This is a genomic window from Actinoplanes sp. M2I2, assembly GCF_023544445.1.
Taxonomy (GTDB): domain Bacteria; phylum Actinomycetota; class Actinomycetes; order Mycobacteriales; family Micromonosporaceae; genus Actinoplanes.
Window position 1 is genome coordinate 23,808 of record NZ_JALPVJ010000037.1, and the last position, 24,618, is coordinate 48,425.

A 24,618-nucleotide genomic window follows, 5' to 3' on the forward strand; every position below is an offset into this window, starting at 1 on the left:
GTATGGGTAGGTCGTTCGGCATGGACGGACGGCCGCAGATCACGCTTACCGCAACGGTGTTGGACGCGCCCGACGCGCGCGAGCTGGCCGGCTTCTATCAGCGGCTTCTCGGCTGGAGCGCGACCCAGGAGGAGGACGACTGGGTGGTGCTCGGCGCTCCCGGCGGCGGGGCCGGCCTGTCGTTCCAGACCGAGAAGCTCTACGCGCGGCCGGTGTGGCCGGCCCGCGCGGGACAGCCCCAGATGAGCATGCATCTCGACATCCGGGTCGAGGAGCTGGAAGCGGCGTGCGAGCACGCCACCAAGGCGGGTGCCACGCTCGCCGACTTCCAACCGCAGGAGAACGTCCGGGTCTTCCTCGACCCGGCCGGTCACCCGTTCTGCCTCTACGTCGACTGAGTTCCTACATCGACTGAGTTCCTACATCGACTGAGTTGCTACGTCGTTTGAGGGTCGGTCTCCGGGTCGGGGTCGCGGCCCTCGGCCGCCACCTCGAGCGCGTCCAGGAACGTCCGGGCCCACTGCGCCACGTCGTGGGTGCGCAGGTGCCGCTGCATGACGCGCATCCGCCTCTTCAGCTCGGCCGGCTCGGCCGCCACCGCCCGCAGCAGCGCGTCCTTGACGCCGTCGGGGTCGTGCGGGTTGCACAGGAACGACTGCCGCATCTCGGTCGCCGCGCCCGCGAACTCGCTGAGCACCAGCGCGCCGCCGGTGTCGGCCCGGCAGGCCACGTACTCCTTGGCCACCAGGTTCATGCCGTCGCGCAGCGGGGTCACCATCATGACGTCGGCCGCCACGTACATCGCGGCCAGTTCCTGCTTGCTGTACGACTGGTGCAGGTAGTGCACGGCGGGCACGCCGACCCGGCCGAACTCGCCGTTGATCCGCCCGACCTCGCGCTCGACCTTGACCCGCAGCGACTGGTAGTGCTCGACGCGCTCCCGGCTCGGCGTGGCCACCTGCACCATCACCGCGTCACCGACCTTGAGCTTGCCGTCGGCCAGCAGCTCGCGGAACGCCTTGAGCCGCAGCTCGATGCCCTTGGTGTAGTCGAGGCGGTCGACGCCCAGGATGATCGTCTTGGGGTCGCCCAGCTCGGCCCGGATCTCCTTGGCGCGGGCCTGCACCTTGGGATCGGCCGCGAGGCGCTCCATCTCCTTGGTGTCGATGCTGATCGGGAAGGCGCCCGCCTTCACCTTGCGCCCGTCCACCTGGATCGACTGGCCCTCGTAGCGCAGCCCGAGCAGGTGCCGGGCCAGGCGTACGAAGTTCTGCGCGGCCAGCCGCTGCTGGAAGCCCACCAGATCGGCGCCGAGCAGGCCGCGCAGCACCTCGGCGCGGAACGGCATCTGCATGAACAGCTCGATCGGCGGGAACGGGATGTGCAGGAAGAACCCGATCTTGAGGTCGGGGCGCAGCTCGCGCAGCATCGCGGGTACGAGTTGGAGCTGGTAGTCCTGCACCCAGACGGTCGCGCCGTCCTCGGCGACCTCGGCCGCGGCCTGGGCGAAGCGCTGGTTGACCGTGCGGTACGCCTCGCGCCAGCGGCGCTTGTAGACCGGCGTCTCGACGGCGTCGTGGTAGAGCGGCCAGATCGTCGCGTTCGACTGGCCCTCGTAGTAACGCTCCAGCTCCTCGGCGCTCAGCGGCACCGGGTGGATGTTGATGCCCTCCAGCTCGAACGGCTCGGGCGCCTCGCCGTTGCCCCCGGCCCACCCGATCCAGGTGCCGCCGTGCTCGGTCAGCACCGGGTGCAGGGCAGTGACCAGCCCACCCGGGCTCGTGCGCCACTGGCGCTCCCCGTCCGGGGTTGTGACTTCGTCGACGGGCAGACGATTGGCGACAACGACGAAGGAACTTCGTTCGGCCACGCTGAGTGCACCTCCGGGTCGTTTCTGTTCCCACTTGTGAGCCTACTGTGCGTAGCAGCACGAGGAGTGCCCAGTCTCGGTCGCCGTCGTGGACTGCGCTGGCGGCCAGGTGCCATTCTGGGCCCGTGACACCGTCCGCTGATCTTTCCCCGCCCCGGCGGCCGATCTTCTTCCCTGTGGTCATTGCCACGGTTTTTCTGACGATCATGGCCATGGTGGGCGGCTTCCTGCTCGGCGAGCGTCAACGCGAACAGGACCGCGCGAGCCGCGGGGGAACGGAGCCGGTCGACCAGCCCGCCGAGGCGGCCACGCCGGGTTTCACGCCACCCGGCCCGTTCTGCCCCGAGGCCGCGCGCCGGCAATCGGAGGACTCGGGGCACACCTCGGAGCTGTGGCAGGTGCTCAAGGTCTACGCCGACCGGACCAACAGCACGTGGTGGATCTGCACCGACGCGCAGGGCAACCTCTTCTATCAGAGCTGGACGAACGTCGGTAAGCCGCTCGTACAGGGGAAGAACGGTCTGTTCCTCCCCAACGTCGAGCGGACCGGGAAGAAGGACAGTTACCGGGTCGAGGCTCCGGACGGGAACGTCTTCGCGATCTCCTCGACCCAGTTCTCGCTGACCTACGCCCGAAAGGGCGTCGAACCGCAGCGCGACGACGTGCGTCCCATCGACTGACCGGGGAATCCGCCCGGCGGTGCCGGGGTTGTTAACAGCGGCAGATGGGCGACCTGGAAAGATTGCCTCTGCATTCTGCAACGCATCCGGTCTTCATCCGGCTTGAAATCACGATCACGGAGGTAGGGCGCACCGTGGCCCAGTTCATTTACGTCCTGGAAAAGGCGCGCAAGGCGCACGGCGACAAGGTCGTGCTCGACAACGTGACGCTGAACTTCCTGCCGGGCGCCAAGATCGGCGTCGTCGGACCCAACGGCGCCGGTAAGTCGACGCTGCTCAAGGTCATGGCCGGCGTCGAGACGCTCAGCAACGGCGAGGCCCGGCTGATGCCCGGCTACACCGTCGGCATGCTCGCGCAGGAGCCGCCGCTCAACGAGACCAAGACCGTCCTCGGCAACATCGAGGAGGCCGTCGCCGAGACCAAGGCGAAGCTCGACCGGTTCAACAAGATCGCCGAAGAGATGGCGACCGACTACACCGACGAGCTGATGGAGGAGATGGGCGCACTCCAGGAGCAGCTCGACAACGTCAATGCCTGGGACCTCGACTCCCAGCTCGAGCTGGCGATGGACGCGCTGCGCTGCCCGCCGCCGGACGCCGACGTCACCCAGCTCTCCGGTGGTGAGCGCCGCCGCGTGGCGCTGTGCAAGCTGCTTCTCGAGGCGCCCGACCTGCTGCTGCTCGACGAGCCCACCAACCACCTCGACGCCGAGAGCGTGAGCTGGCTGGAGCAGCACCTGGCCAAGTACGCCGGCACCGTCATCGCCATCACCCACGACCGGTACTTCCTGGACAACGTGGCCAACTGGATCCTCGAGCTGGACCGCGGCCGGACGTACCCGTACGAGGGCAACTACTCGACCTATCTGGACAAGAAGGCGCAGCGTCTGGCGGTCGAGGGTCGTAAGGACGCCAAGCTCAAGCGGCGCCTCACCGAGGAACTCGAGTGGGTGCGGTCCAACGCCAAGGCCCGCCAGACCAAGAGCAAGGCCCGTCTCGACCGGTACGACGAGATGGCCACCGAGGCCGAGCAGACCCGCAAGCTCGACTTCGAGGAGATCCAGATCCCGCCGGGCCCGCGCCTGGGCAGCACGGTGATCGAGACCAAGGATCTGACCAAGGGCTTCGACGGCCGCACGCTGATCGATCACCTGTCGTTCTCGCTGCCGCGCAACGGCATCGTCGGCATCATCGGCCCGAACGGGGTCGGCAAGACCACCCTGTTCAAGACCATCGTCGGGCTCGAGCAGCCCGATGCGGGCACGGTCCGGGTCGGTGAGACCGTCAAGCTGTCGTACGTGGACCAGAGCCGCGAGGGTCTGCAGGGCCCCCAGACGGTGTGGGAGGTCGTCTCCGACGGTCTCGACCACCTCATGGTCGGCAAGGTCGAGATGCCGTCCCGGGCCTACGTCGCGGCCTTCGGCTTCAAGGGTCCCGACCAGCAGAAGCCGGTCAAGGTGCTCTCCGGTGGCGAGCGCAACCGGCTCAACCTCGCGCTGACGCTGAAGATCGGCGGCAACGTGATCCTGCTCGACGAGCCGACCAACGACCTGGACGTCGAGACCCTGGGCAGCCTGGAGAACGCGCTGCTCGAGTTCCCGGGCTGCGCCGTGGTCATCTCCCACGACCGGATGTTCCTCGACCGGGTGGCCACCCACATGCTCGCGTGGGAGGGCACCGACGAGGACCCCGACAAGTGGTTCTGGTTCGAGGGCAACTTCGACGCGTACGAGAAGAACAAGATCGACCGTCTCGGCGCCGACGCGGCTCGTCCCCACCGGGTGACCTACCGCAAGCTCACCCGTGACTGACCGTTTCATCCACCACGTGCCCGTCCGCTGGTCCGACATGGACGCGTACGGGCACGTGAACAACGCGCGCTTCCTCACCCTGTACGAGGAGGCGCGCGTTGCCATGTTCTTCGTCGGAGCGCGGGAGCACGGGCTCGGCTCGTTCGAGGAGGGCATCGTGATCGCCCGCCACGAGGTCGACTACCTGCGCCCGGTCGACTATGGAGATCCGGTGCGCATCGAGATGTGGATCTCCGAGCAGCGCGCGGCCGCGTTCACCGTCGCCTACGAGTTGTTCGACGACGGCGTGCTGGCCAGCCGGGCCAGGTCGGTGTGCGTCCCGTACAACCTGGCCAACGGCCACCCACGACGGCTCAGCGAGGCCGAGCGCGAGTTCCTGAAGCCCTACCTCGAGGTCGCCCCATGACGTCGCGCGGTCGGTCATGACAGCACACGGGCTGCTCGGCGTCCCCGACGCCGGCGCCTTCCTGGCCCGGCTCACCCGGCTGGACCCGGCCGCCCCGGTACGCCTGCGCAACACCGGCGGCCGGGTGGCCCTGTGGGGCAAGCTGCCGTGGGACGTCCTGGTCACCCGTGAGGTGGCCGGGCACGGGCCCGACGACGCCACGGTGGCGGCCGGCGAGCTTCTCACCGTGCTGGCCGGCGGCGGCGGCGAACTGCCCACGCGGCGGGACGCGGACTGGCGGTGGCCGCTGCCCCCGCCGGGCGGCGAGACGGTCGAAGTGATCTCCGGCGCCGAGCTGAGCCGTCTGGCCGAGGCCGCGGCCGGCACCTTGCGCGAGGTCTCGTCGGGCGGACTGGCCGGCCGGTCCGTGGGTCAGCGGGCCGTCCGGGACGCGCTCCTCGATCACGTGGCCCTCGTCGCCACGGCTCCCGGCGGACGCCCCGTCGAGGTGTCCCAGCGACTCGTCCAGGCCATCTCGCGGATGGGTTTCCTCGGTCCCGGCGGGGCCGGTGCCCCCGATACCCGCATTCGCGTGGCCGGGACCTGGGTGGGCCTTTCGGCACCATATGGAGTCGCCTGGCTACAGGCGGTCAGGAAATTGACCGTTATGCCTATAGGTAGTCACCCGAAAGGGTGATGCATGGTCGTACGAGCGGTCCCGCCCTCCCGTTGGGGGGATGACCTCCGCCATCGGTACGGGTACCGTCGGCCCTCGGATCCACTCGCTACGTCCGGCGGTGGGTTCGCTGGGGAGTGAGGTGCACAACGATGCCGTGGTGGTCATGGCGTCCGGGCTCGGCTGCAAGTAACGCGCCGGAGGCCGACGATGATGCGGCGGTGCGCGGCACGGTACGTGTCGGCGTTCCCGCTCAGCGTGAGCCGAGCCGGGTCCCGGTGCCCGCTGCGGCTCCGACCGAGTCCGGTGCGAGCGAGGAGCCCGAGGTCGTCGCCCCGGTGACGCTCACGCGCATCGGCAAGGCGCTCGATCTGCTCGACATCCGGTTCCTGGCCGACGGCGGCGGCAGCCTGCTGGCGATGTGGGAGCGGCACGCGGTGCTGTTCACCCTCGAGGGCCCCGACGACGAGATCCTCGTGATGCGCGCCCGCCCGCATGCCACCGTCCCACCCGACTGGGCCGACCGCGCCTACCGCGTGGTCAACGAGTGGAACCACACCCGCCGCTTCTGCAAGGCCTACGTGGGCGACCCCACCGAACGAGGCCAACTCCCCATCTACGCCGAACTGCAGGTCCCCCTAGCAGCAGGCACCCACGACGCCCTACTAGTAGAACTCCTAGACTGCGGCGCCGCAGTAGCCACCTCCTTCGTGGATTGGCTACACGACGAGGGCGCCCTGCTCTAACCCACACGGCGGTCGCCTGCTCCGCCGGTATTCCGTGCGCCCGGACGGCGGGATCGCGTCGGGTACCCCGCAATTGCCGCCGGTGAGTTGGCACTCGGTTTCCCGACGCCCGCCGGTTTTGCGGGTGGCGGGAAACCGCGTGCCAACTCACCGGTTACAAGGCAATTGCCGGCGAAGCGAAGCGGAGCCAAGAGAGACAGTTGCGCTTGTGAGCTACTCCCGGGCTTGCGCCTGTGAGCGACCCTCCAGGCTCACGCCTGCAAACAACCCCAGGCTCACGCCCGCAAACACCCCCCTGCTAGCGCAGCGGGAACATGCCGATCCGGCCGTGGTACTCCTTGCCGAGCTGGTCGGTGTCGGAGCCGACGAGCAGCCCGCCCGGCGTGGCCACGAAGACCCGGATGCCCACCCCCCGCTTGCGGGTCGGGTTCCACGACAGCGCCCGCCCCGTGCTCGGGTTGACCGCGCCGATGCCCACCCGTGACACCGCGCCCGGCCCCGGACCCTTGGCGTCCGTGCCGTACGGGTTGTCGAAGTACCGCTGGTGCCCGCCGAGGTAGACCGCCGACCCGGTCACGGCCACCGCGTACAGCGAGTCCCCGCCGGTCCGCTGCACCCAGGTCGGGTTGTGCCGGCCGGAGCCGCCCGCCTCGAACCGCGCGGCCGAGTCGCACAGCCGGTCGGGTGAGGACGCGCGTCCGGTCGCGGCGACGACGAAGTACGAGCCGTCGGGCGAGAACTTCACCTGGCGCAGGTAGGTGTCGAAGCCTTTCATGCACTGCGGCTTGTAGGCGTCGGTGTACCAGCTGGTCAGCTGGGCCGACGGGCCGGCCACGTCGAACATCGCGATCTGGGTGCGGTCGTATCCGCTCGCCCGCAGCAGCGCGCCGACCGCGACCAGCTTGCGCCCGTCGGGGGAGATGTCGAAGTGTTCGACCCGGGTGCGGCTCAGGCCGGGCGCGGTCAGTTTGGCGTCGAAGCCGGTGTCGACCGCGCCGGTGGCCGCGCTGAGCCGGGCGAGCCCGGCCCGGTTGACCCCGTTGATGGCCTGGAACGTGCCGGCCGCGTACAGCCGGGAACCGCGCGCCTGCAGGGCCCGTACGTCACCCCAGGCGATCTTGGCGGCGAAGGAGCTGACCCGCTGACCGCCGAGCGTGAGTTTGGTGACGCCCCGCTGGGTGGTGCCGTTGACGGTCTTGAAGGCGCCTCCGGCGTACACCGTGCCGTCGGCTCCACCGGTGAGGGTGTATACCGCTCCGTCGACCTGGGGGGCGAAGGCGCGGATGGCCCCGTCGTGCAGGTCGAAGGCGAAGATGTTCTTGCGGGCGAAGGTGTTGCGGCGGGAGGAGTCGGCGACCTTGGTGAAGGCGCCGCCGACGACGACGGTGTCGCCGATCACGGCCATCGACCAGACGGTGCCGTCCAGCACGTGCGGCGTGAAGTCGACGGGGTTGGGGGACACCACGGTGGAGTGGGCCATGTCAGCCGCGGCGGGATGCGCGCACGCCACGACGGCGGCGGCAGTGGCGGCGGCGGCGAGCAGGCGGCGGCGCATGGCGGAGCTCCTGGTCGTTATACCCGAATTAACAGGTGATCGGCGGGTTCGTCACCCGCTCAACGACCCAGCCGCTCGGCCGGAAACGATCAGGGATTTTCCATCTTGTTGACCATGAAGTACGCGGCGCGCTCCAGGTAGTCCCACAACTGGTCGTTGAGCGGCTGGGGGAGCTCCAGGGAGTCGACGGCGTCCCGCATGTGCTTGAGCCAGGCGTCCCGCGCGGCCACGTCCACCACGAACGGCGCGTGCCGCATGCGCAGCCGGGGGTGGCCCCGGGTCGACGAGTACGTGTTCGGGCCGCCCCAGTACTGCATCAGGAAGAGCGCCAGCCGGTCGGACGCCGGTCCGAGGTCCTCCTCGGGATACATCGGCCGGAGCAGCGGATCGTCGGCGACGCCCGCGTAGAAGCGGGCGACGAGGCGCCGGAACGTGGGCTCGCCGCCGACGGCGTCGAAGAAGCTGGCCTCTTGGGGAGCGGATGCGGTCACCCATCCATCCTGCCAGCCGGTACGGGTGACGACCGCCGCGGTCAGGGCCGCTCGGGTGTGACGCTGGTCGTGGCCACGGTGGGCAGCGGCGCGACCGGCGGCGGTGCGGGGACCGGGGGAGGTGGGGACGCCGGCGCGCTCTCCACCGACTGCGCGGCGGCCGCCTCGGTCGCGGCGGCGAAGGTGGCCGGGCTGGGCCACCGGTACGCCAGCAACGCCAGCGCGACCGTGCCGCCCACACTCCACAGTCCGACCACCATCGGCAGCCAAAAGTGGTCGGCGAGCAGCCCGGTGACCATCACGGCGCCGAACTGGCTGAACTGGAGACCGGTCTGCATCACGCCGTACGCCCGCGCGCGGTAGCCGTGCGGCAGGATCAGCACGAACTTGCCGTTCAGCGTGGGCATAACCCCGCCCTGGGCGATGCCGGACAGGGCGACCATGATGGCGACGATCGGTGGCGGGGGCGCGGCCAGCGCCGGCACCAGCACGAGCGCCGACAGCACGGCGAGCGGGCGCACCAGCCGGTCGCGCAGGGCGGGCCCGGCGAGCCGGCTGATCAGCAGGCCGCCGACCACGAAGCCGATCGGACCGGCCGCCATGATCAGGCCTTGGTTGAGGCCGCGGGTGGACGGGTCGGAGCTGCCCTCGGCGGCCCAGGCGGCGGCCAGACCCTCGGGCACGATCGCGAACATGGTCAGGACGAACACCATGATCGCGATGGACCGCAGCGCGGCCACGCCGAACACCAGGTGGAAGCCCTCGGCCGACTCGCGCAGCAGATGGCTGCCCTGCCCGGGCTTGTGCGCGGGCGGCCGGTGCCGCACGTAGGCGGCGATCAGCAGGGCCGAGACGGCGAAGGTGATCACGTCGATGATCAGGGCGACCTGCGGGCTGATGCCGGTGGCCAGGGCTGCTCCGGCCAGATAGCCGAAGACCTGGGCGGCCTGCACGCTCGTGGCGTTGGTGGCGACCGCGATGGGCAGCTTGTCGCGGCCGACCACCAGCGGCTGGAGCGCCGAGCGGGCCGCCTGGGTGGGCGGGGTGCCGAGGCTGGCCAGGAAGACGATCAGGAGCATGACCGGGATCGGCACATGCGGGACGAGCAGCAGCGAGATGAGCACCATGCGGTAGACGTCGGCGGTGATCAGCACCCGCCGGTACGGGTAGCGCTCGGCCAGGGCCGAGAGCAGGGTGCCGCCGATGACCCAGGGAAGGAACGTGACCGCGAAGGCCGCCGCGGAGAGCAGAACCGACTTGCTCTGCTCGTAGACGAGGACGGTGATCGCGGCCCGGGCCAGGTAGTCGCCGATCCAGTTGGTGACCAGGGAGAAGTAGAGCGCCCGATATTCGCGGATGGCGAAGAGATCGCGGAACGTGACCAGGCGTTCGCCCTCCGTGTTCGCGTTGGCACGGTTCGCCTCACGCGTATCCGGGTCCTCGGACACCAGGTCCTCCATCGGGGTTCGGCATTCCGCCAGGTCACGGCGGTCACCGGGCACGTCCGCGCGGGGCCGGCGCCCGACTGGAACGTGATGCCGCATGTGCAGATGCTCAAGCGGATTCTGCCCGATCGTCCGAGACGATGCTAGGGCGTACGGGCGTTTTGTCGGCCATTCGGTTAGTCCGACCCTCCCCCGGACGACCTAATCCCAGCTCAGGTCGCCCCACCCGGTTGCTGATCGGATCCGGTGCCACCGAGGTACGCCGGCGGGACGGCGCCGCGCGGCAGCAATCGAGACGCGGCGATGCGCTCGGAGAGCCCGGACGACTCCAGCGCCTCGGTGAGGGCCCGCCGGAGCTCGCGCTGAACGGTCACCTGGCCGTCGGCCGTGGTCTTCGCGATCGTCCGGATCACGGCGCCGTCGACGGTCAGCTGCTCGACGCCGACCACGTCCGGCGGCTCCAGGAACTCGGTCTGGTGCTCGGGCTCCTCGGCCACGGCCGCGGACGCCTCGCGCAGCACCGCGATCGCCTGCTCCGAGTTGACGAAGCCGATCGGGATGTCGATCACGACCATGGCCCAGCCCTGGCTCTTGTTGCCGACCCGGACGATCTCGCCGTTGCGGATGTACCAGAGCACGCCACGCGCGTCGCGGATCGTCGTGATCCGCAGGCCCACGGTCTCGACCACGCCGGTCGCCTCGCCCACGTCGACCGTGTCGCCGACGCCGTACTGGTCCTCGAGCAGCATGAAGAGACCGGCGATCAGATCCTTGACCAGGCTCTGGGCGCCGAAGCCGAGCGCCACGCCGACGATGCCGGCGCTGGCCAGCAGCGGCCCCAGGTTGAAGCCGAGCTCACCGAAGACCAGCAGGGCGGCCATGGTGAACACCACCGCGCTGACGAAGCTGCGCAGCACCGAGCCGATCGCCTCGGCCCGCTGACGCCGCCGCTCGGGGATGAACTGGCCCTCCTCGGCGCCGGCGGCGACCCGCTCCTTGAGCGGCCGGAGCAGGGCCGGCATGGAGGCCCGGCTGGTGCTGTGGGTCAGCCGGTCGATGGCGCGGTGCAGCAGCCAGCGGATGAGCAAGGCGATCAGGATGATGCCGATGATGCGCAGCGGCTTCACGATGATCACGTAGCTGCTGTTGGCCAGCCACTGGTTGTCCGTCCACTCGTAGACCCGGCTGCAGACCACATCGGTGTTGCAGATCGCGGACACGTCGGGCGTCGTGTAGATGGGCGACGGCGACGTCGACGGACTGGGGATGGTGGGGTTCGGGGCGAGGAACAACACGGGTAGCCACCGTACCGGTCCGCTCCGGGCCACCTCTCAGGCACCGCACAGCGCAGGGACCTCAGACGTTTACCGTCCAGCCACGGATTGTGCTCGCAATTTGGTTATTCATCAGGGACTATTGGCGCACGAGGCCTCGTCGCTGACGCCTCGCTACCCGGCCACGGCAGTTTCTCGAACGGCACAGCACCTCGGCACAGTAACCAGGAGTGGTGACAAGCACCTGACACCGGAGGGTGATCGCGATGCCTGACATACGACCCGTAGTGGGCTCATCCGCGTTGGTTCTGAACGCTACCTACGAGCCGCTGTGCGTCGTATCGGTGCGTCGAGCGACCATCCTCGTCCTGACCGCCAAGGCAGAGTGCGTCTCCGACGGCGACGGCATCCTGCACAGTGCCCGCACCAACCTGCCCGTCCCGTCCGTGGTTCGCCTGACCCGGTACGTGAAGGTTCCGTACCGGACGCATGTCGGCCTCTCCCGCCGGGCGATCTTCGCGCGTGACGGGGGCCGGTGCGCCTACTGCCGCGGTTCGGCCGAGACCATCGACCACGTGTTCCCGCGCAGCCGCGGCGGCTTGCACGCCTGGGAGAACGTCGTGGCGGCCTGTGCCAAGTGCAATCACAGCAAGGGTGACAAGACACCGGCCGAGCTGGGCTGGCGGTTGCACGCCATACCGGCGGCGCCCCGGGGAGTGGCGTGGCGCGTGCTCGGTCACCGCACTCCCGACCCTCGTTGGGCCGACTGGCTCGACCTGCCCGCCGCCCCGGCCGTAACGGCCGAGGCGGCTTAACTTTTTCCGGGCTCGGTCTCCGGGCCGGCTCAGGCCTTCTTCCCGGCCACCAGGGACGCGAAGACGACGATGTTGTCGGAGTAACCGGTGCTGCCGCCGACCCAGCGGCCGCCGCAGGTCACCAGGCGCAGCGACGGGCGGCTGAAGTCGCCGTAGACCCGCTGCAGCGGCAGTTTGCCCTTGTCGAAGTGCTCGACGGAGTTCACCTCGAAGACCGCCACCGACCCGTCGGCCCGGGTGACCTCGATGCGCTGCCCCGGCTTGAGCTTGGGCAGGGCGTGGAAGACCGACGGTCCCGTACGGGTGTCCGCGTGCCCGACGATCAGGGCGGGCCCGAACTGACCCGGGGTGGGCCCGCCGTCGAACCAGCCGGCCTCGTTGTGCCGTTTGAGCGGCGGCACGCCCACCGACCCGTCGGTCGCCAGCCCGACCTCGAGGATCGGCGCCCGCACGTCGATGGCCGGAATGCTCAGCCGCTCGGGGCGGCTCGGGTCGAGCACCGGGAACGCGCGCGGCGGCGGCTTGTCCGCCGAACCGCCGAACAGGCCGGTCAGGTCGAGGTTGGTCGCCGCGCCGAGCCCCATCGCGACGATGAACAGGCCCAGGAACAGCAGGGCCAGGGCGATCATCCCGATCGGCCACGGTTTCCGGCCGCGCATCGGCCGGGGTGGCGACGCGGGCATCGGCCGGGGGCTCGGGGCCCGGAAGGGAGGGCGGCCGCGGGTCTGCGGTGGGGGTGGCAGCGGGCCCGTGATGGTGCCGGGCGGGGGCGCGACGATCTGGGCCGGTCGCTTGCGCAGCACCGACTCGGGCATGCGGGGCCCGGGCACCGGGGGCTGTCGGCTGGCCACGCGCGCCTCAGCCGAACCGCCGGCGGCGCAGCGAGACCACGCCGAGCCCGATGGCCGCCGCGATCACCGCCAGGCCGCTGCCTATCAGCACCGGGGCGGTGCGCCCGGCCGCCGTGCCACCCGCACCGGTCGCCGGGCCGCGGGCCGGCTGCACCTTGGCCACCACATGCAGGGTGGCCGGCGCGGTGGCGCCGTCCGGGCAGCGCAGGTCGATCCGGTAGTCGCCCGGGCGGGTGCTGGAGGGCACCCGGGCGGTCGCGGTCAGAAATCCGAAGCGGGGAGCCACCGTGACCGTGCCGAACAGCCCCGAGGTGACGGTCGCCGCCTTGAGATTGTCGTCACAGGAGGCGCGGAGCCCGACCTCGTCGCCCGCGGGCACGGTGCTCGGACTCAGCTCGAGGAAGACGGCCGCACGGGCGGCCGCTGCCGGTTCGGCCACCAGGTACGGGACGAACAGGACAGGTAGGCCCAGAACGAGCGCCGCCAGGGCGGCGGGGACGGACAAGCGCATCGATTCCCCCTCCTGCCGTTCGAGGGCGCGTGGGCACGAACGGCGCGTGTGGGTGATTTTCGCACCCCGGGGCCGATTCCGCGTAGATCCCGACGGCGTGAGACTCGGGTTCCAGACCCGGCGACTCGGGATGACCCGCGCTCCGCTACCGTGACTGGTGTTCGGTTCATCAGGGAATACAGGCGCCTGGGGGCGTTGAGGTTGTCGATTTCAAGTACCGTTCTGATCTATCTGATCATTCCGGCGGCCGTGATCGCGCTGGTGGCCTCGCTCGTGCTGGCCGGCAGCCGCAGCGAGAAGCCGGACCGTCGCTATCGTCCCGGCCGTCCGTACACCTTCCAGCCGATCTGGTTCCTGGCCTCGCCGGAGCAGGTCACCGGGCCCGACCGGCCCGCGCTGGCCGGTCAGGGGGAAGGCCATCTGGCCCTGCCCGGTCCCGTGCTCGAGGACAGCGCCGGCGTCCGGGTCAAGGCTGGTCCGACAGGAGGCGCAAGTGACAGCTGGTGACCTGGCCGCTCAGGGCGGGCACGATCAGCCGCTGACCGAGCTCGAGCACCCGGGCGGCGACACGATCGTGGCCCACGACCACGCCGCCGACGGGCCGTTCACCACCCGGCAGCTGCTGCGTCTCGACCACGCGCTGCGGGTGGCCAACGACGAGACCGGGCTCACGTTCAGCGTCTACCTCGGCGAGTTCGAGACGCCGGCGCGGGAGTTCGTCGAGCGTCTGCACAAGCAGGTGCAGGGTTCCAACCGTGCGGTGCTGGTCGCGGTCTCGCCCAACCAGCGCAAGCTCGAGATCGTCACGGGCAGTGAGGCGCGCAAGCGCATCTCCGACCGGGACGCCAAGCTGGCCGGTCTCTCCATGGCGGCCGCGTTCGCGGGCGGCGACCTGGCCGGTGGCGTGGTCGCCGGTCTCGACCAACTGGCCACCCACGCCGGACGCGCATAGTCAGATCTCCGACAGAGCCCTCGTTCCCCTGCTGGTGGAGCGGGGGCTGGTGTCGTTGTGCTCCGCCGGAAACCGCGCGGTAACAACGCCGAGTGGGTAATCTGGTCACTCCGCGCGACGAAGCGCGGTGGTACCCGGTGGTGTCCGGTGGTCTCCGGTGGTGCCGGCGCGCGGCGGAGGTGGTCCCGTTGGTGATGACGAGTCCCGTGTCGAGCAGTCTGCCGCGGTGGACGGCTCCGGAGCACCACTGGACCGAGCCCGATCTCCACCTCTTCCCGCAGGACGGCCACCGCTACGAGATCGTCGACGGCAGCCTGCACGTGGCCCCGCCCGAGCCCGAGTCGCACGAGGCCGTGGTCCGCGCGGTGGTGACCACGCTGCGGTCGGCCGCGCCGCCGGGCTGGTGGGTGTGCGACCGGCTGGGCATCGAGATCGGCTCGAGCAACCTGGTGCCCGACGTCACCGTGCTGCGCCCGCGCTCGTCCGGCGCCGTCTGGTGCGACCCGGCCGACGTGGCTCTGGTGGTCGAGGTCGAGACGACCGCCACCCGGCGCTTCGACCGCCTGCTCAAGCCCTCCCTGTACGCGGAGGGCGGCATCCCGTCGTACTGGCGGGTGGAGCCCGGGCGGCTGAGCCCTCTGCTGCACACCTACGAGCTGGGCGCCGCCCGCTACCGGGCCGTGCACAGCGTCGAGGGCGCCGAGCCGGTCAAGCTCGACGCCCCCTATCCGATCCGGGTGGCCCCGGCCGCGTGGATCTGACGATCCTTTCGGGCTATCCGGCGGCCCGGTCGCGGGCCCGGGCCTTGAGCGCGCGCACGACGCCGTCGCGACCCTCGGCGACCAGCCGCCGCAGCGAGGCCGGCTGCCCGTCGCGGGCCAGCCAGGCGTCGGTGAGCTCCACGGTCCGCTCGCTGACCTGGTAGGTCGGGTAGCCCATCTGCACGAACTCCTGCGCCGGCTCGCTGTCCGAGCGGGCCCACACGTCGCCGACCACCTCGAAGTACTTCTCGGCGTACGGCGCGGTCAGCCCGACCTGCTTGGCGCTCTGGAAGCCGCTGAGCAGCGACCGGTTGAGCCAGTTGGGCAGGTCGGCCTCGCCGGTCAGCTCGGCCCACACCCGGGCCTTGTTCTCAGCCGTGGGGATGAGGGCGCGGGCGATGGCCGCCTCGCGCTCGCCGCTGGCGGTGCGGTCGGAGTTCAGCTCGTTCTCGATCTCCTCGTCGGTGGTCGCGCCCAGCGACGCCAGCGACTGCAACAGCGACCAGCGCAGCTCGGTGTCGACCACCAGGCCCTCGGGCACGCCCGAGCCGTCGAGCCAGCCGCGCAGCACGGCCTGCTCCTCGGGAGTGCGCGACGCGGTGATCAGCGAGCGGGCCCAGCTGAGCTGCCACCCGCTGCCCGGCTCGGCCGCGGCCAGCGACGTGCGGGCCAGCTCGGCCAGCTGCGCCCAGCCGGTCGGCGCCCAGGCCGGGTCGGCGTACTGCGCGACCGCGGTCGCCGCCTGCCGGGCCGTCCAGGTGGTGAGGTTGATGTCGATCTCGGCGGGCAGGCCCGAGCACACCAGCGTCACGTAGTCGCGGGTGGCCATCTCGCCGTCCCGCAGCATGTCCCACGCCGCGTTCCAGACCAGGGCCCGGGCCAGCGAGGAGTCGAGCCCGGCGAGGTGCCGGACGACGACGGCCAGTGAGCCCTCGTCGAGCCGCAGCTTGGTGTACGAGAGGTCGTCGTCGTTGAGCAGCAGCACGTCGGCCGCCTTGACCCCGGCGAGCGCCGTGATCTCGGTGCTCTCGCCGGTCACGTCGATCTCGAGCAGGTCGCGCCGGACCAGCCGCTCGCCCTCGAGGTCGTAGAGGCCGACCCCGATGCGGTGGGTGCGCAGGGTCGGGTAGTCGGCCGGGGCCTCCTGCCGCACGACCACGCGGCTGTACGTGCCGTCCGCGCCCACCTCGACGACCGGGCGCAGGGTGTTGACCTGAGCCGTTTCCAGCCACTGGGCGGCGAACTTGCGCAGCTCGCGGCCGGACGCCGTCTCGAGCTCGGTGAGCAGGTCGTCGAAGGTGGCGTTGCCCCACGCGTGCTTGCCGAAGTACGCGCGCAGACCGGTGACGAACGACTCCTCACCGACGTAGGCGACCAGCTGCTTGATGACGCTCGCGCCCTTGGCGTACGTGATGCCGTCGAAGTTGACCTCCACGGCCTCGAGGTCGGGCATCTCGGTGTAGACCGGGTGGGTCGACGAGAGCTGGTCCTGGCGGTAGCCCCAGCTCTTGCGGACCGACAGGAACGTCGTCCACGCGTCGGCGAACCGGGTGGCGTGCGAGCTGCACCAGTGGCTGGCCCACTCGGCGAACGACTCGTTCAGCCACAGGTCGTTCCACCAGCGCATGGTCACGAGGTCGCCGAACCACATGTGGGCCATCTCGTGCAGGATCGTGTTGGCGCGCTGCTCGTACTCGAAGTCGGTGACCTGCGAGCGGTAGATGTAGTGCGACTCCGCGTGCGTCACGCAGCCGAAGTTCTCCATCGCGCCGGCGTTGAAGTCGGGCACCCACAGCTGGTCGTATTTCGGCAGCGGGTAGCGCACGCCGAACTGCTCGTGGAAGAAGTCGAAGCCCTGCTTGGTGATCGTGAACAGGTCGTCCGGGTCGAGGTACTGCGCCATCGACGCGCGGCAGAAGACGCCCAGCTCGATGCCGTCGTGCTCGTCGCGCACCTCGTGGTACGGCCCCGCGCAGAGCGCCGTGATGTAGGTGCTCATCCGGGCCGACTGCTGGAAGTGCACGGTCTTGGCGCCCGGCCCGGCCGGCTCGTCGCGCTCGACCGGCATGTTCGAGATGACCTTCCAGTGCCCCGGCACGGTGGCGTGCCAGGTGTAGACACTCTTGAGGTCGGGCTGGTCGAAGCAGGCGAACACCCGCTGGGCGTCGGCCGTCTCGAACTGGCTGTAGAGGTAGACCTCCTTGTCGACCGGGTCGAGGCTGCGCTGCAGACCCTGGCCGCTGGCCGAGTAGGAGAAGTCGGCGTCGACGATCAACTCGTTCGTGCCGGCCAGCCCGGTCAGGGTCAGGCCCTTCTCGGGCGAGAAACCGCTCAGGTCGACGGGCTCCCCGTTCAAGGTCGCGGACCGCACCGACGAGGCCGCGGTCTCGATGAAGGTCTCCGCACCGGGCTCGCGGCAGGTGAACGTCACGACCGTGGTGGAGCGGAAGGTGCCGTCGCCGGGATTGCCGTGGCCGTCGGTCAGATCCAAGGTGATGTCGTATCCGGTGACCTCCAGCAGGCGCGCCCGCTCGGCCGCCTCGACCTGGGTCAAATTACGAACTCCGGCCACAGTCACTCTCCTCTGAGCGCACAAGCTTTCCTAGCCAGCCTAGGCGGCGCCCGGGTGTCGCACCTCACCCGGAGTGCACTCGGTGAGGAGGGAGACATGACTCGGACGCCCGGAGGAGGATCTGATCCATGACTGAACGCGCCACGGTCGACATGTGGTTCGACCCCGCCTGCCCCTGGGCCTGGATCACCTCGCGCTGGCTGCTCGAGGTGGAGAAGGTCCGCCCGCTCGATATCCGCTTCAATGTCATGAGCCTGGCCGTGCTCAATCAGGGGCGCGACCTGTCGGCCGACTACCAGCGCTTCCTGGAGGCGGCCTGGGGCCCCGTACGCGTCTGCATGGCGGCCGAGGAGGCCGCCGGCCCGCAGGTGCTCCGTGACCTCTACACGGCCCTCGGCACCCGCATCCACCTGCGGAAATACGATTTCGGCGAGAAGCTCTACACCGAGGCGCTGACCGAGGTCGATCTCGATCCGGCGCTGGCCGACGCGGCCGGCAGCACCGCCTGGGACGACGCCCTGCGCGGCAGCCACGACACCGGCATGAAACCGGTCGGCCTGGACGTCGGCACCCCGGTGATCCACGCGCCCGGCCCCGACGGCTCGGACGACAAGATCGCGTTCTTCGGCCCGGTGGTCACGCCGGCGCCCAAGGGTGAGGCGGCCGGTCGCCTGTGGGACGGCGTGATGCTGGTGGCCGGCACCCCCGGCTTCTTCGAGATCAAGCGCACCCGGGACCTCGGTCCGGTATTCGACTGACAACTCGGCGAAAGCGGGAAAAGCGCTACCTGGTCGTTCCGCAAGTCGTTGGATGGGGTGATGCATACCTCACTCGACGCGGAGGCGGAAATGACGGACTCCGACGCTGTCGCCCAGTCGGCCTTCGCGGTGCACCGCGACGACTGGACGAACCTTGCGCCCGACCTGGCCGCCCTGGTGGCCCCGTCGGTCACGGTCTCGGCGGTGCCCTTCGAACGCCCGGTGGGCACCTGGCGGCGGGGCCAGTTGGCCAGGTCGCGCGGCAACATGCCCGTCGGCAAGCACCTCAAGGCGGCCCGGTAGCTTCTTGGGCATGACGGTCGTGCACCCGATCAGCCGGGCCTGGGTCACCACGGGTGGCACCGGCGCCCAGAACTACGACGAGTTCGCCGACGACGCCGAGATCACGTCGATCATCGCCGAGAACCCGCATAGTTCTCTTGCTGTCGAGATGCCCCACCTCGCGCCCGAGTCGCTGGGCCGGACCTTCGCCGAGTCCTTGCCGGACGCGGTGGCGCGGCTGGCGCTCGAGCGGGCCGAGGGCCTCTACACGCCGGCCGACGGCGTCGTCGTGCTCTACCGGATCACCGCGGCGGGCGAGCCGCCGGCGTACGGGCTCTGGAGCCTGGTCGACACCGACCAGATCTCCACCCGCGCCGACGAGCCGGGCCTGGTCATCCGGAACGAGGACGTGTTCCTGGAGAAGGTCCGCGAGCGCGTGGCTCTCGCCGAGGCGGTGGGCACCCTGCTGTCCCCGGTCCTGCTGCTGCAGACCGCCCGGGGCGACCAGTTGCACGCCGCCCTGGCCGCGGCCACCGACGCGGCGGGCGCGCCGGCCGCGACCGACGTCGACCAGACCGGCCGCACCCATGCCATCTGGGTGCTCGGGCCGGGTCCGCAGCAGGACGAGCTGACCGCGCTGGCCGGGGGCGGCGAGCTGGTCGTCGCCGACGGCAACCACCGCAGCCTGGCCGCACAGACCGCCGGGCTCCCACGTTTCCTGGCCGTCGTCACGACGCCCGCCTCGGTGGCCATCCAGCCCTACAACCGGCTGGTCAGCGAGCTGCCGCTGGCTCTGGACGAGCTTCTGGCCCGGCTGCGGGCCGGCGGGGCGACGGTCACCGAGGTGCCGCGCCCGGCGCGAGTTCCCGGCAAGGGGACCGTCGAGCTCTACGCGGCGGGCCGGACGTTCGCGGTGGGGCTGCCGGTCGACACCACCCTGGCCGACGTCGACAACCTCGACCACGCCCTGGTCGAGCGGGTGCTGCTGGGTGACGCTCTCGGGCTCGACCCGGGCGACAAGCGGATCAATTACGTCGGTGGCGACTACCCGGCGGAGTGGCTGCGGGGCGAGGTCGACGCCGGCCGGTCCGAGCTGGCCGTGCTGATCGCCCCGGTCACCGTGGACGACTTCGTCCGGGTGAATCTCGAACGCCAGAAGCTGCCGCGCAAGAGCACGTGGTTCACCCCCAAGGCGCGTGGCGGTCTCGTCCTCGCCCAGCTGGACTAGGTCCCATGCTCAATCCTCAGGTCACCGCGGCGGCCGGACTGCGGGCCCGGCCCCCGGCCGGGCTCACCGAGCCGTCCGCGTTGCTGGCGTTCGTGCGGCAGGCGATGGAGGACGCGAACGACGCCGAGTGCGGCCCGGCGCTGCCGCTGCCGGTCGTGGTCGACGTCGACGCCGGGGGAGTGCCGGCGCGGCTCTACGCCACCCAGGTCGATGCCCCGGTCTTCGTCTATGTGCACGGCGGGGGCTGGTGCTACGGGAGCATCGAAACGGTCGACCGGGCGTGCCGGCGCATCGCCGACCGCTCCGGCTGCGCGGTGCTCTCCGTCGGCTACCGGCTCGCGCCCGAGCACGTCTTCCCGGCCGCGCTGGACGACGTCGAGACGGTTCTGGCGTACGTGCGGAAATCGGGCGCCGAGCTCGGGGTCGACCCGTCCCGGCTGGCGATCGGCGGCGACAGCGCGGGCGGCCAGCTCGCCACGGTCGCGGCCCGGCGGCAGCGCGACGCGGGAACCCCGCTCGATCTGCAGGTGCTCATCTACCCCGCGATCGACCCGATGACCGCCTCCGAGTCGTACGACGAGGTCGGCTCGTACGGGCTCGACCGGGCCTCGATGAAGGTCGCGTGGGAGACGTACGCCCCCGACCCGATGACCCGTTTCACCCCCGACGTGGCCCCGCTGGCCGCGGCCGACCTGGCCGGCCTGCCACCCACCCTGATCATCACGGCGGAGTACGACGCCCTGCGGGACGAGGGCGCCGACTACGCCGACGCGCTGCTGAGCGCCGGCGTCCCCGTGGTGCACACCCGGTACCTGGGCGTGAATCATGGTTTCGCCCGCAAGCTCGCGGTGATCGACGACGCGCGGGTGGCCACCGACCAGGTCGCCTCCTACCTGCGTGCCGCCCTGCGCTTTTGATCCGGCCCCCGTCCGACCGTCGGCATTTCTGAGAGAGTGAGACCATGCGCGTCTACCTGGGTTCCGACCACGCCGGTTACGAGCTGAAGATGCACCTCGTCAACCACCTGATCAAGCAGGGGCACGACGTCGTCGACGTGGGTCCGCACGTCTACGACCCGGAGGACGACTACCCGGCCTTCTGCCTGCACACGGGGGCCAGGGTCGTCGCCGACGAGGGCTCCCTGGGCATCGTGATCGGTGGTTCGGGCAACGGCGAGCAGATCGCCGCCAACAAGATCGACGGAGTGCGGGCCGCGCTGGTCTGGCGCACCGAGATCGCCCAGCTCGCCCGGCAGCACAACGACGCCAACGTCATCAGCATCGGCGCCCGCGAGCACACCCTGGACGAGGCGACCGCGTTCGTCGAGACGTTCCTGGCCACCTCGTTCTCGGGCAACCCGCGCCACGCCCGCCGCATCGGCCAGCTCACCGACTACGAGGCCGCCCGCCCGGCGCTCCCCGAGCTCCCGGCCAGCTGAACCCGTATCGGGCGGGTCCCGCCGTGCCACGGCACGGCCATGGGTGGTCCGACGTCGATCACCGAAGCGGCGTACCAGTCCGCCAGCCGAGCAGGATGGCGTGCACGGCCTGCTCGGCGAGGCGCTGAGCGCGCTCGTTGCCGATGGTGCCGAGGCCGCCGAGCGACGCCAGGCCGTACACGGTGCCCCAGATGATCTCGCACGCCTCATCGAGGTCGGTCAGCATCACGTCGTGCGCCTGTGACCAGGTGATGAGCTGGTCTTTCAAGACGTCGACGGCCGGCTCGGCGGCGCGCCGGCGTTCGTCGGCCGGGACGGCGGTGCCGTTCATGACCTCGTAGAGGTGCGGATGTGCGCCGGCGAACCGGACGTACCCGGCCGCGATCCGCAGCATGCGCTGGTCGATGCCGGATTCGCCGAGGGCCTCCTGCAACTCGGCCAGCAAGAGGCCGTGACCGTACGCGACGAGTTCCAGCACGAGCGCCTCCTTGTTGGCGAAGTGCTGGTAGACGACGGGTGCGGAGTATTCGACGTCGGTCGCGATGCGCCGGATGGTCAGCGCCGCGCTGCCGTCGTTCTCGAGAACGTGCAGCGCGGCCTCGATGATCCGGTCGCGGGTGCTCGCCCGTTCCCGGGCCCGCCTCTGACTGCTCGGCATCGGTCACTCGCTCTCGCTGATGTCCCCGGACACTATCGCCTGTTGACAGTGGCCTTCCTGCGGACCTAACTTAACAACGTTAGGAATTCTAACAGCGTTAGGAAGCAGGGTGAAGCGCAGATTCGCCCTGCCCCGAGCGCCCGATCACTTCGGGACGCTCTTCAGAAGGAGGTCTGTCATGGCCGAACATGTCATCATCGGCGCCGGTTCCATCGGCGCCAACGTCGCCCGCCTGCTCGTCGAGCGCGGCGAGAACGTCCGGATCATCACGCGCGGTGGGTCCGGCCCGGAGCACCCGCTGATCGAACGGGTGGCCGCGGACGCCTCGGACCCGTCCCGCCTGACCGAGTTGGCCCGCGGCGCCCAGGTCATCTATCACGCCGCGAACCCTCCGTCGTACACCTTGTGGGAACGCCTGCTGCCGCCGCTGCAGACGGCGGCGATCGCCGCCGCGAAGGCCGACGGCGCCGTGCTGGCGCTGACCGGCAGCATGTACGCGTACGGCCCGCAGCCCGGCGGCCGGATGAACGAGCACACGCCCATGGCCGCCGTGGGACACAAGGGCCGCCTGCGCAAACGGTTGTGGGAGCAAGCCCTGGCCGCCGGCATCCGCACCGTCGACGTCCGTGGCTCCGACTACATCGGCAAGGACGCGAACGGCATCTACCCGCTGCTGATCGAACCGGCGCTGGACAAGGGCAGGACGGCCTGGATCACCGGCCACCTCGACCTGCCGCACACGTTCACCGTCAACACCGACATGGCCCGGGCCCTCACCACGCTCGCTTCGGACGAGCGCGCGTGGGGTCGGGCGTGGCACGTGCCGTCACCGCCGGCCATCACCATTCGGGAACTGGCCCGGCGTTACGCCGTTGCCGCGGGCCGGCCGCCTGTCCGGTTGATGCAGATGCCGCGTTTCGTGATGCGTACGGCCGGGCTGGTGGTACCGATCGCCCGCGAGATGGCCGAGATGGACTATCAGTGGTACGCGCCGTTCCTGATGGACGCGACGGAGACAGCTCGCACCTTCGACCTGACCGCCACCGATCTCGACACGGCCGTTCGCGCCGAGGTCGGTGATCACACCCGCGTCTGAAGCCTCAGCGGTTTCTGGGCAGATCCTCGCGGGGGACCCAGTTGCGCCGGACGATCGTCAGATTGCGGTCGGCGTCGGCCAGATCCTGCTCGGTGGGGCGGGCGGCGTCCCGCGCACGTAGGGCGGCGCCCACGCTGACCTGCGACGACCCGGAGCCGACGAGGCCGCGCAGCCCGCGCTCGAGCTCGCGGTCGTCACCGGGTCCGCCGGGGCCTGAGGGCGGACGGCGGGCCGGTGTGGCGCGCGGCGGTCGCACCACCACCCGCTCGACCGGCGCCGGCGCGACGTCACCGGGCGCCGGGTCGGCGATCGGGTCCGTCACGGCCGCTCCCGCGGCCGGCTCGGCGGTCTCGTCGACGGCCGGCGGCGGGGCCGGCGTGGCCGAGCCGGCGGAGGGACGCAGGCGGCGGCGTCGGCGTTCGGGCTCACCCATGCCGCCGACGCTACCCCGGGCACGCTCAGAACACCTCGATGGCGCCGGGCTGGCGATACCACCCGAAGGCGGTCGAGGGCAGGTTGCCGGTGAACTGGCGCACCCGGCCGGCCGTGGTCAGCGCGGCCAGCGTCGTGCCACCCAGGTAGGCCGCGCCGAGCTCGGTGACCGTACAGGCGAAGTCGGGGGCGTCGGTGGTGCGCACGCACGAGGCCTTGTCGGGGCCGCCGGTGAGCCGCCACCGCCCGTTGTTGGCCTCGAGGATCGGGTCGGTCACCTCGAAGACCACGTCGACCGGCGCCGCGTAGCGCCGGGCCTCGAGCGCCGTGGGCAGGTCGACCAGGCGGACCCAGAGCGCGTCGGAGTAGCGGCGGCCCAGCTTGCGGGGCTCGTCGACCATGAACTGCAGCGGCTCGTCGAGGGCGGCGAACCTGAACGACGCGGTGCGGGCCAGGTCGGTGCCGAGCAGGAACTTCCACAGCTCCGCGTACACCCCGGGGTCGCCCGCGACGAGTTCGACCACGCGCACGTCGGCAGCCGGGCCGTGCGAGTCCCAGTCGCTCTTCACGCGCCACAACGCGTACCCGATCGGCCCGTCCGAAGTCTCGTAGACGACACCGCGCATCGGGGTGGCCCCGTCGCGCTGGCTCTCGGTGTCGGCCAGCAGGTAGTCCCACCAGTACGCGGGCCGGCTCGACCAGCCCACCCGGTGGATCCGCAGGCTGTCGTGCACGGCGGTCAGCTCGGCCAGCGCCGCCTTCGGCTTGATCATCCGGAACGACCCGGCCGGTGCGGCCGGCCCGGTGACGGTGATCTCCCGGCTGCGGATGTCGAAACTGAGGCGGTCGGCGGCGGGGCCGTAGCCGTAGCGGGGGTAGATCGCGGTCTCGCTCGCCCAGAGCGCCGCCACCGGCTCCCGGCCGGCCTCGGCGATGTCGGTCAGCTGGCGGCGCATCATGGCGGTGAGCAGGCCCCGGCGCCGGTGGGTGGGGGCGACGCCGACGCCCGTCACGTGGGCGACCGGCAGCACGCCACCAGGCACCGTCAAGTCGCGCGTCTGAACAGCCGCGTTGCCGACGATCGCCCCGCCGTCGTCCGCCACCACCGAGCGCTCCGGTTCGATGATCGTCTTCTCGAGGTTGCGAACCTCGTCGGTCGTGTCGTCGTGGAAGACGTAGAGCAGCAGGTCGGCGATCGCGCCCCGATCGGCGTCGGTGGCGGCGCGTAGGCGTACGGATTCCAGCATGGGACTTGTGTAGCCGACTGCGGCCTCGGGAGCGAACGATTTGCCGGGTCGCTACTCTCGATGTGGGCGGGTGCGACGCCCCGC

General features: G+C 70.6%; 27 protein-coding genes. 16 read left to right on the forward strand and 11 right to left on the reverse strand.

Translation table 11 applies throughout. The features are described from left to right. The first annotated feature begins 20 nt into the window (after nt 1-20). Entirely contained in the window at nt 21-398 is a 378-nt protein-coding gene (locus tag HJC40_RS42560; protein ID WP_250009460.1) for a VOC family protein, read from the forward strand. A 38-nt stretch (nt 399-436) separates the two neighbouring features. Here HJC40_RS42560 and HJC40_RS42565 read toward each other — a convergent pair whose 3' ends face one another. Beyond that, nucleotides 437-1,870: a trehalose-6-phosphate synthase gene (locus HJC40_RS42565; protein WP_250009462.1), complete on the reverse strand. Its 1,434-nt coding sequence runs from the start codon at nt 1,868-1,870 to the stop codon at nt 437-439. Nucleotides 1,871-2,076: 206 nt separating this feature from the next. On the opposite strand from HJC40_RS42565, the gene HJC40_RS42570 reads away from it, so the two are divergent. The 5 genes from HJC40_RS42570 to HJC40_RS42590 all read left to right on the forward strand — a co-directional run bounded on the left by HJC40_RS42570 (nt 2,077) and on the right by HJC40_RS42590 (nt 6,168). Continuing rightward, the gene (locus HJC40_RS42570) at nt 2,077-2,550 is read left to right on the forward strand and encodes a hypothetical protein (RefSeq protein WP_250009463.1); all 474 of its coding nucleotides are present in this window, start codon (nt 2,077-2,079) and stop codon (nt 2,548-2,550) included. 134 nt (nt 2,551-2,684) lie between these two features. Then, a complete protein-coding gene (ettA, locus tag HJC40_RS42575) occupies nt 2,685-4,361 on the forward strand; it encodes an energy-dependent translational throttle protein EttA (protein ID WP_250009470.1) in 1,677 nt (558 codons plus the stop codon). Beyond that, the gene (locus HJC40_RS42580) at nt 4,354-4,767 is read left to right on the forward strand and encodes a thioesterase family protein (RefSeq protein ID WP_250009472.1); all 414 of its coding nucleotides are present in this window, start codon (nt 4,354-4,356) and stop codon (nt 4,765-4,767) included. The genes ettA and HJC40_RS42580 overlap by 8 nt, the downstream gene beginning before the upstream one ends. A 16-nt stretch (nt 4,768-4,783) precedes the next feature. Further along, nucleotides 4,784-5,443 carry a hypothetical protein gene (locus tag HJC40_RS42585; RefSeq protein WP_250009474.1) on the forward strand — a complete coding sequence of 220 codons (660 nt, stop codon included), beginning with the start codon at nt 4,784-4,786 and terminating at the stop codon, nt 5,441-5,443. Between the two features lie 131 nt (nt 5,444-5,574). Continuing rightward, nucleotides 5,575-6,168 (forward strand): YbjN domain-containing protein, encoded by a 594-nt coding sequence (locus tag HJC40_RS42590; RefSeq protein WP_250009476.1) that lies wholly within the window; start codon nt 5,575-5,577, stop codon nt 6,166-6,168. Nucleotides 6,169-6,466: 298 nt separating this feature from the next. Here HJC40_RS42590 and HJC40_RS42595 read toward each other — a convergent pair whose 3' ends face one another. From HJC40_RS42595 to HJC40_RS42610, 4 genes are all read right to left on the reverse strand, one after another. After that, nucleotides 6,467-7,723: a PKD domain containing protein gene (locus HJC40_RS42595; RefSeq protein WP_250009477.1), complete on the reverse strand. Its 1,257-nt coding sequence runs from the start codon at nt 7,721-7,723 to the stop codon at nt 6,467-6,469. Between the two features lie 89 nt (nt 7,724-7,812). Next, entirely contained in the window at nt 7,813-8,214 is a 402-nt protein-coding gene (locus HJC40_RS42600) for a globin (protein WP_250009478.1), read from the reverse strand. 41 nt (nt 8,215-8,255) lie between these two features. Continuing rightward, the gene (locus HJC40_RS42605) at nt 8,256-9,662 is read right to left on the reverse strand and encodes an MFS transporter (protein ID WP_250009481.1); all 1,407 of its coding nucleotides are present in this window, start codon (nt 9,660-9,662) and stop codon (nt 8,256-8,258) included. 209 nt (nt 9,663-9,871) lie between these two features. Continuing rightward, nucleotides 9,872-10,927: a mechanosensitive ion channel family protein gene (locus HJC40_RS42610; RefSeq protein WP_374273671.1), complete on the reverse strand. Its 1,056-nt coding sequence runs from the start codon at nt 10,925-10,927 to the stop codon at nt 9,872-9,874. 272 nt (nt 10,928-11,199) lie between these two features. Here HJC40_RS42610 and HJC40_RS42615 point away from each other — a divergent pair, with 272 nt between their 5' ends. Next, nucleotides 11,200-11,748, forward strand: coding sequence for an HNH endonuclease (locus HJC40_RS42615; RefSeq protein ID WP_250009483.1), 549 nt, complete (start codon nt 11,200-11,202; stop codon nt 11,746-11,748). A 29-nt stretch (nt 11,749-11,777) separates the two neighbouring features. Here HJC40_RS42615 and HJC40_RS42620 read toward each other — a convergent pair whose 3' ends face one another. Further along, the gene (locus HJC40_RS42620; protein WP_250009484.1) at nt 11,778-12,599 is read right to left on the reverse strand and encodes a class F sortase; all 822 of its coding nucleotides are present in this window, start codon (nt 12,597-12,599) and stop codon (nt 11,778-11,780) included. Nucleotides 12,600-12,606: 7 nt separating this feature from the next. After that, nucleotides 12,607-13,110 (reverse strand): hypothetical protein, encoded by a 504-nt coding sequence (locus HJC40_RS42625; protein ID WP_250009486.1) that lies wholly within the window; start codon nt 13,108-13,110, stop codon nt 12,607-12,609. A gap of 201 nt (nt 13,111-13,311) precedes the next feature. Here HJC40_RS42625 and HJC40_RS42630 point away from each other — a divergent pair, with 201 nt between their 5' ends. The 3 genes from HJC40_RS42630 (at nt 13,312) to HJC40_RS42640 (ending at nt 14,823) form a co-directional block, all read left to right on the forward strand. After that, entirely contained in the window at nt 13,312-13,617 is a 306-nt protein-coding gene (locus HJC40_RS42630; RefSeq protein WP_250009488.1) for a hypothetical protein, read from the forward strand. A 31-nt stretch (nt 13,618-13,648) separates the two neighbouring features. Then, nucleotides 13,649-14,062, forward strand: a complete 414-nt coding sequence (locus tag HJC40_RS42635) for a DUF5130 family protein (protein ID WP_284044550.1) — start codon at nt 13,649-13,651, stop codon at nt 14,060-14,062. Nucleotides 14,063-14,256: 194 nt separating this feature from the next. Beyond that, nucleotides 14,257-14,823, forward strand: coding sequence for a Uma2 family endonuclease (locus HJC40_RS42640; RefSeq protein ID WP_250009489.1), 567 nt, complete (start codon nt 14,257-14,259; stop codon nt 14,821-14,823). A gap of 13 nt (nt 14,824-14,836) precedes the next feature. On the opposite strand, the gene pepN is transcribed toward HJC40_RS42640, so the two are convergent. Beyond that, nucleotides 14,837-17,395, reverse strand: a complete 2,559-nt coding sequence (pepN, locus tag HJC40_RS42645) for an aminopeptidase N (protein WP_250009492.1) — start codon at nt 17,393-17,395, stop codon at nt 14,837-14,839. Nucleotides 17,396-17,523: 128 nt separating this feature from the next. On the opposite strand from pepN, the gene HJC40_RS42650 reads away from it, so the two are divergent. The 5 genes from HJC40_RS42650 (at nt 17,524) to HJC40_RS42670 (ending at nt 21,101) form a co-directional block, all read left to right on the forward strand. Continuing rightward, the gene (locus HJC40_RS42650; protein ID WP_250009493.1) at nt 17,524-18,153 is read left to right on the forward strand and encodes a DsbA family protein; all 630 of its coding nucleotides are present in this window, start codon (nt 17,524-17,526) and stop codon (nt 18,151-18,153) included. A 90-nt stretch (nt 18,154-18,243) separates the two neighbouring features. After that, the gene (locus tag HJC40_RS42655) at nt 18,244-18,456 is read left to right on the forward strand and encodes a hypothetical protein (protein WP_250009495.1); all 213 of its coding nucleotides are present in this window, start codon (nt 18,244-18,246) and stop codon (nt 18,454-18,456) included. A 10-nt stretch (nt 18,457-18,466) separates the two neighbouring features. Then, on the forward strand, nt 18,467-19,663 hold the full coding sequence (locus HJC40_RS42660) for a DUF1015 family protein (protein WP_250009497.1): 1,197 nt from the start codon (nt 18,467-18,469) through the stop codon (nt 19,661-19,663). Between the two features lie 5 nt (nt 19,664-19,668). Continuing rightward, on the forward strand, nt 19,669-20,580 hold the full coding sequence (locus tag HJC40_RS42665; RefSeq protein ID WP_250009498.1) for an alpha/beta hydrolase: 912 nt from the start codon (nt 19,669-19,671) through the stop codon (nt 20,578-20,580). 44 nt (nt 20,581-20,624) lie between these two features. Further along, nucleotides 20,625-21,101, forward strand: coding sequence for a ribose-5-phosphate isomerase (locus HJC40_RS42670; protein WP_250009501.1), 477 nt, complete (start codon nt 20,625-20,627; stop codon nt 21,099-21,101). 58 nt (nt 21,102-21,159) lie between these two features. Here the strand turns inward: HJC40_RS42670 and HJC40_RS42675 are convergent, their stop codons facing one another. Beyond that, nucleotides 21,160-21,759: a TetR/AcrR family transcriptional regulator gene (locus HJC40_RS42675; protein WP_250009502.1), complete on the reverse strand. Its 600-nt coding sequence runs from the start codon at nt 21,757-21,759 to the stop codon at nt 21,160-21,162. A gap of 178 nt (nt 21,760-21,937) precedes the next feature. Between HJC40_RS42675 and HJC40_RS42680 the strand changes: the two genes are divergently transcribed. Next, nucleotides 21,938-22,855 carry an NAD-dependent epimerase/dehydratase family protein gene (locus tag HJC40_RS42680; protein ID WP_250009503.1) on the forward strand — a complete coding sequence of 306 codons (918 nt, stop codon included), beginning with the start codon at nt 21,938-21,940 and terminating at the stop codon, nt 22,853-22,855. Nucleotides 22,856-22,859: 4 nt separating this feature from the next. Here the strand turns inward: HJC40_RS42680 and HJC40_RS42685 are convergent, their stop codons facing one another. Together HJC40_RS42685 and HJC40_RS42690 are read right to left on the reverse strand one after the other, a co-directional pair. After that, complete coding sequence (locus HJC40_RS42685) at nt 22,860-23,288, reverse strand: hypothetical protein (protein WP_250009505.1); 429 nt, start codon at nt 23,286-23,288, stop codon at nt 22,860-22,862. A 25-nt stretch (nt 23,289-23,313) separates the two neighbouring features. After that, a complete protein-coding gene (locus HJC40_RS42690) occupies nt 23,314-24,534 on the reverse strand; it encodes a GNAT family N-acetyltransferase (RefSeq protein WP_250009506.1) in 1,221 nt (406 codons plus the stop codon). Between the last annotated feature and the right edge of the window lie 84 nt (nt 24,535-24,618).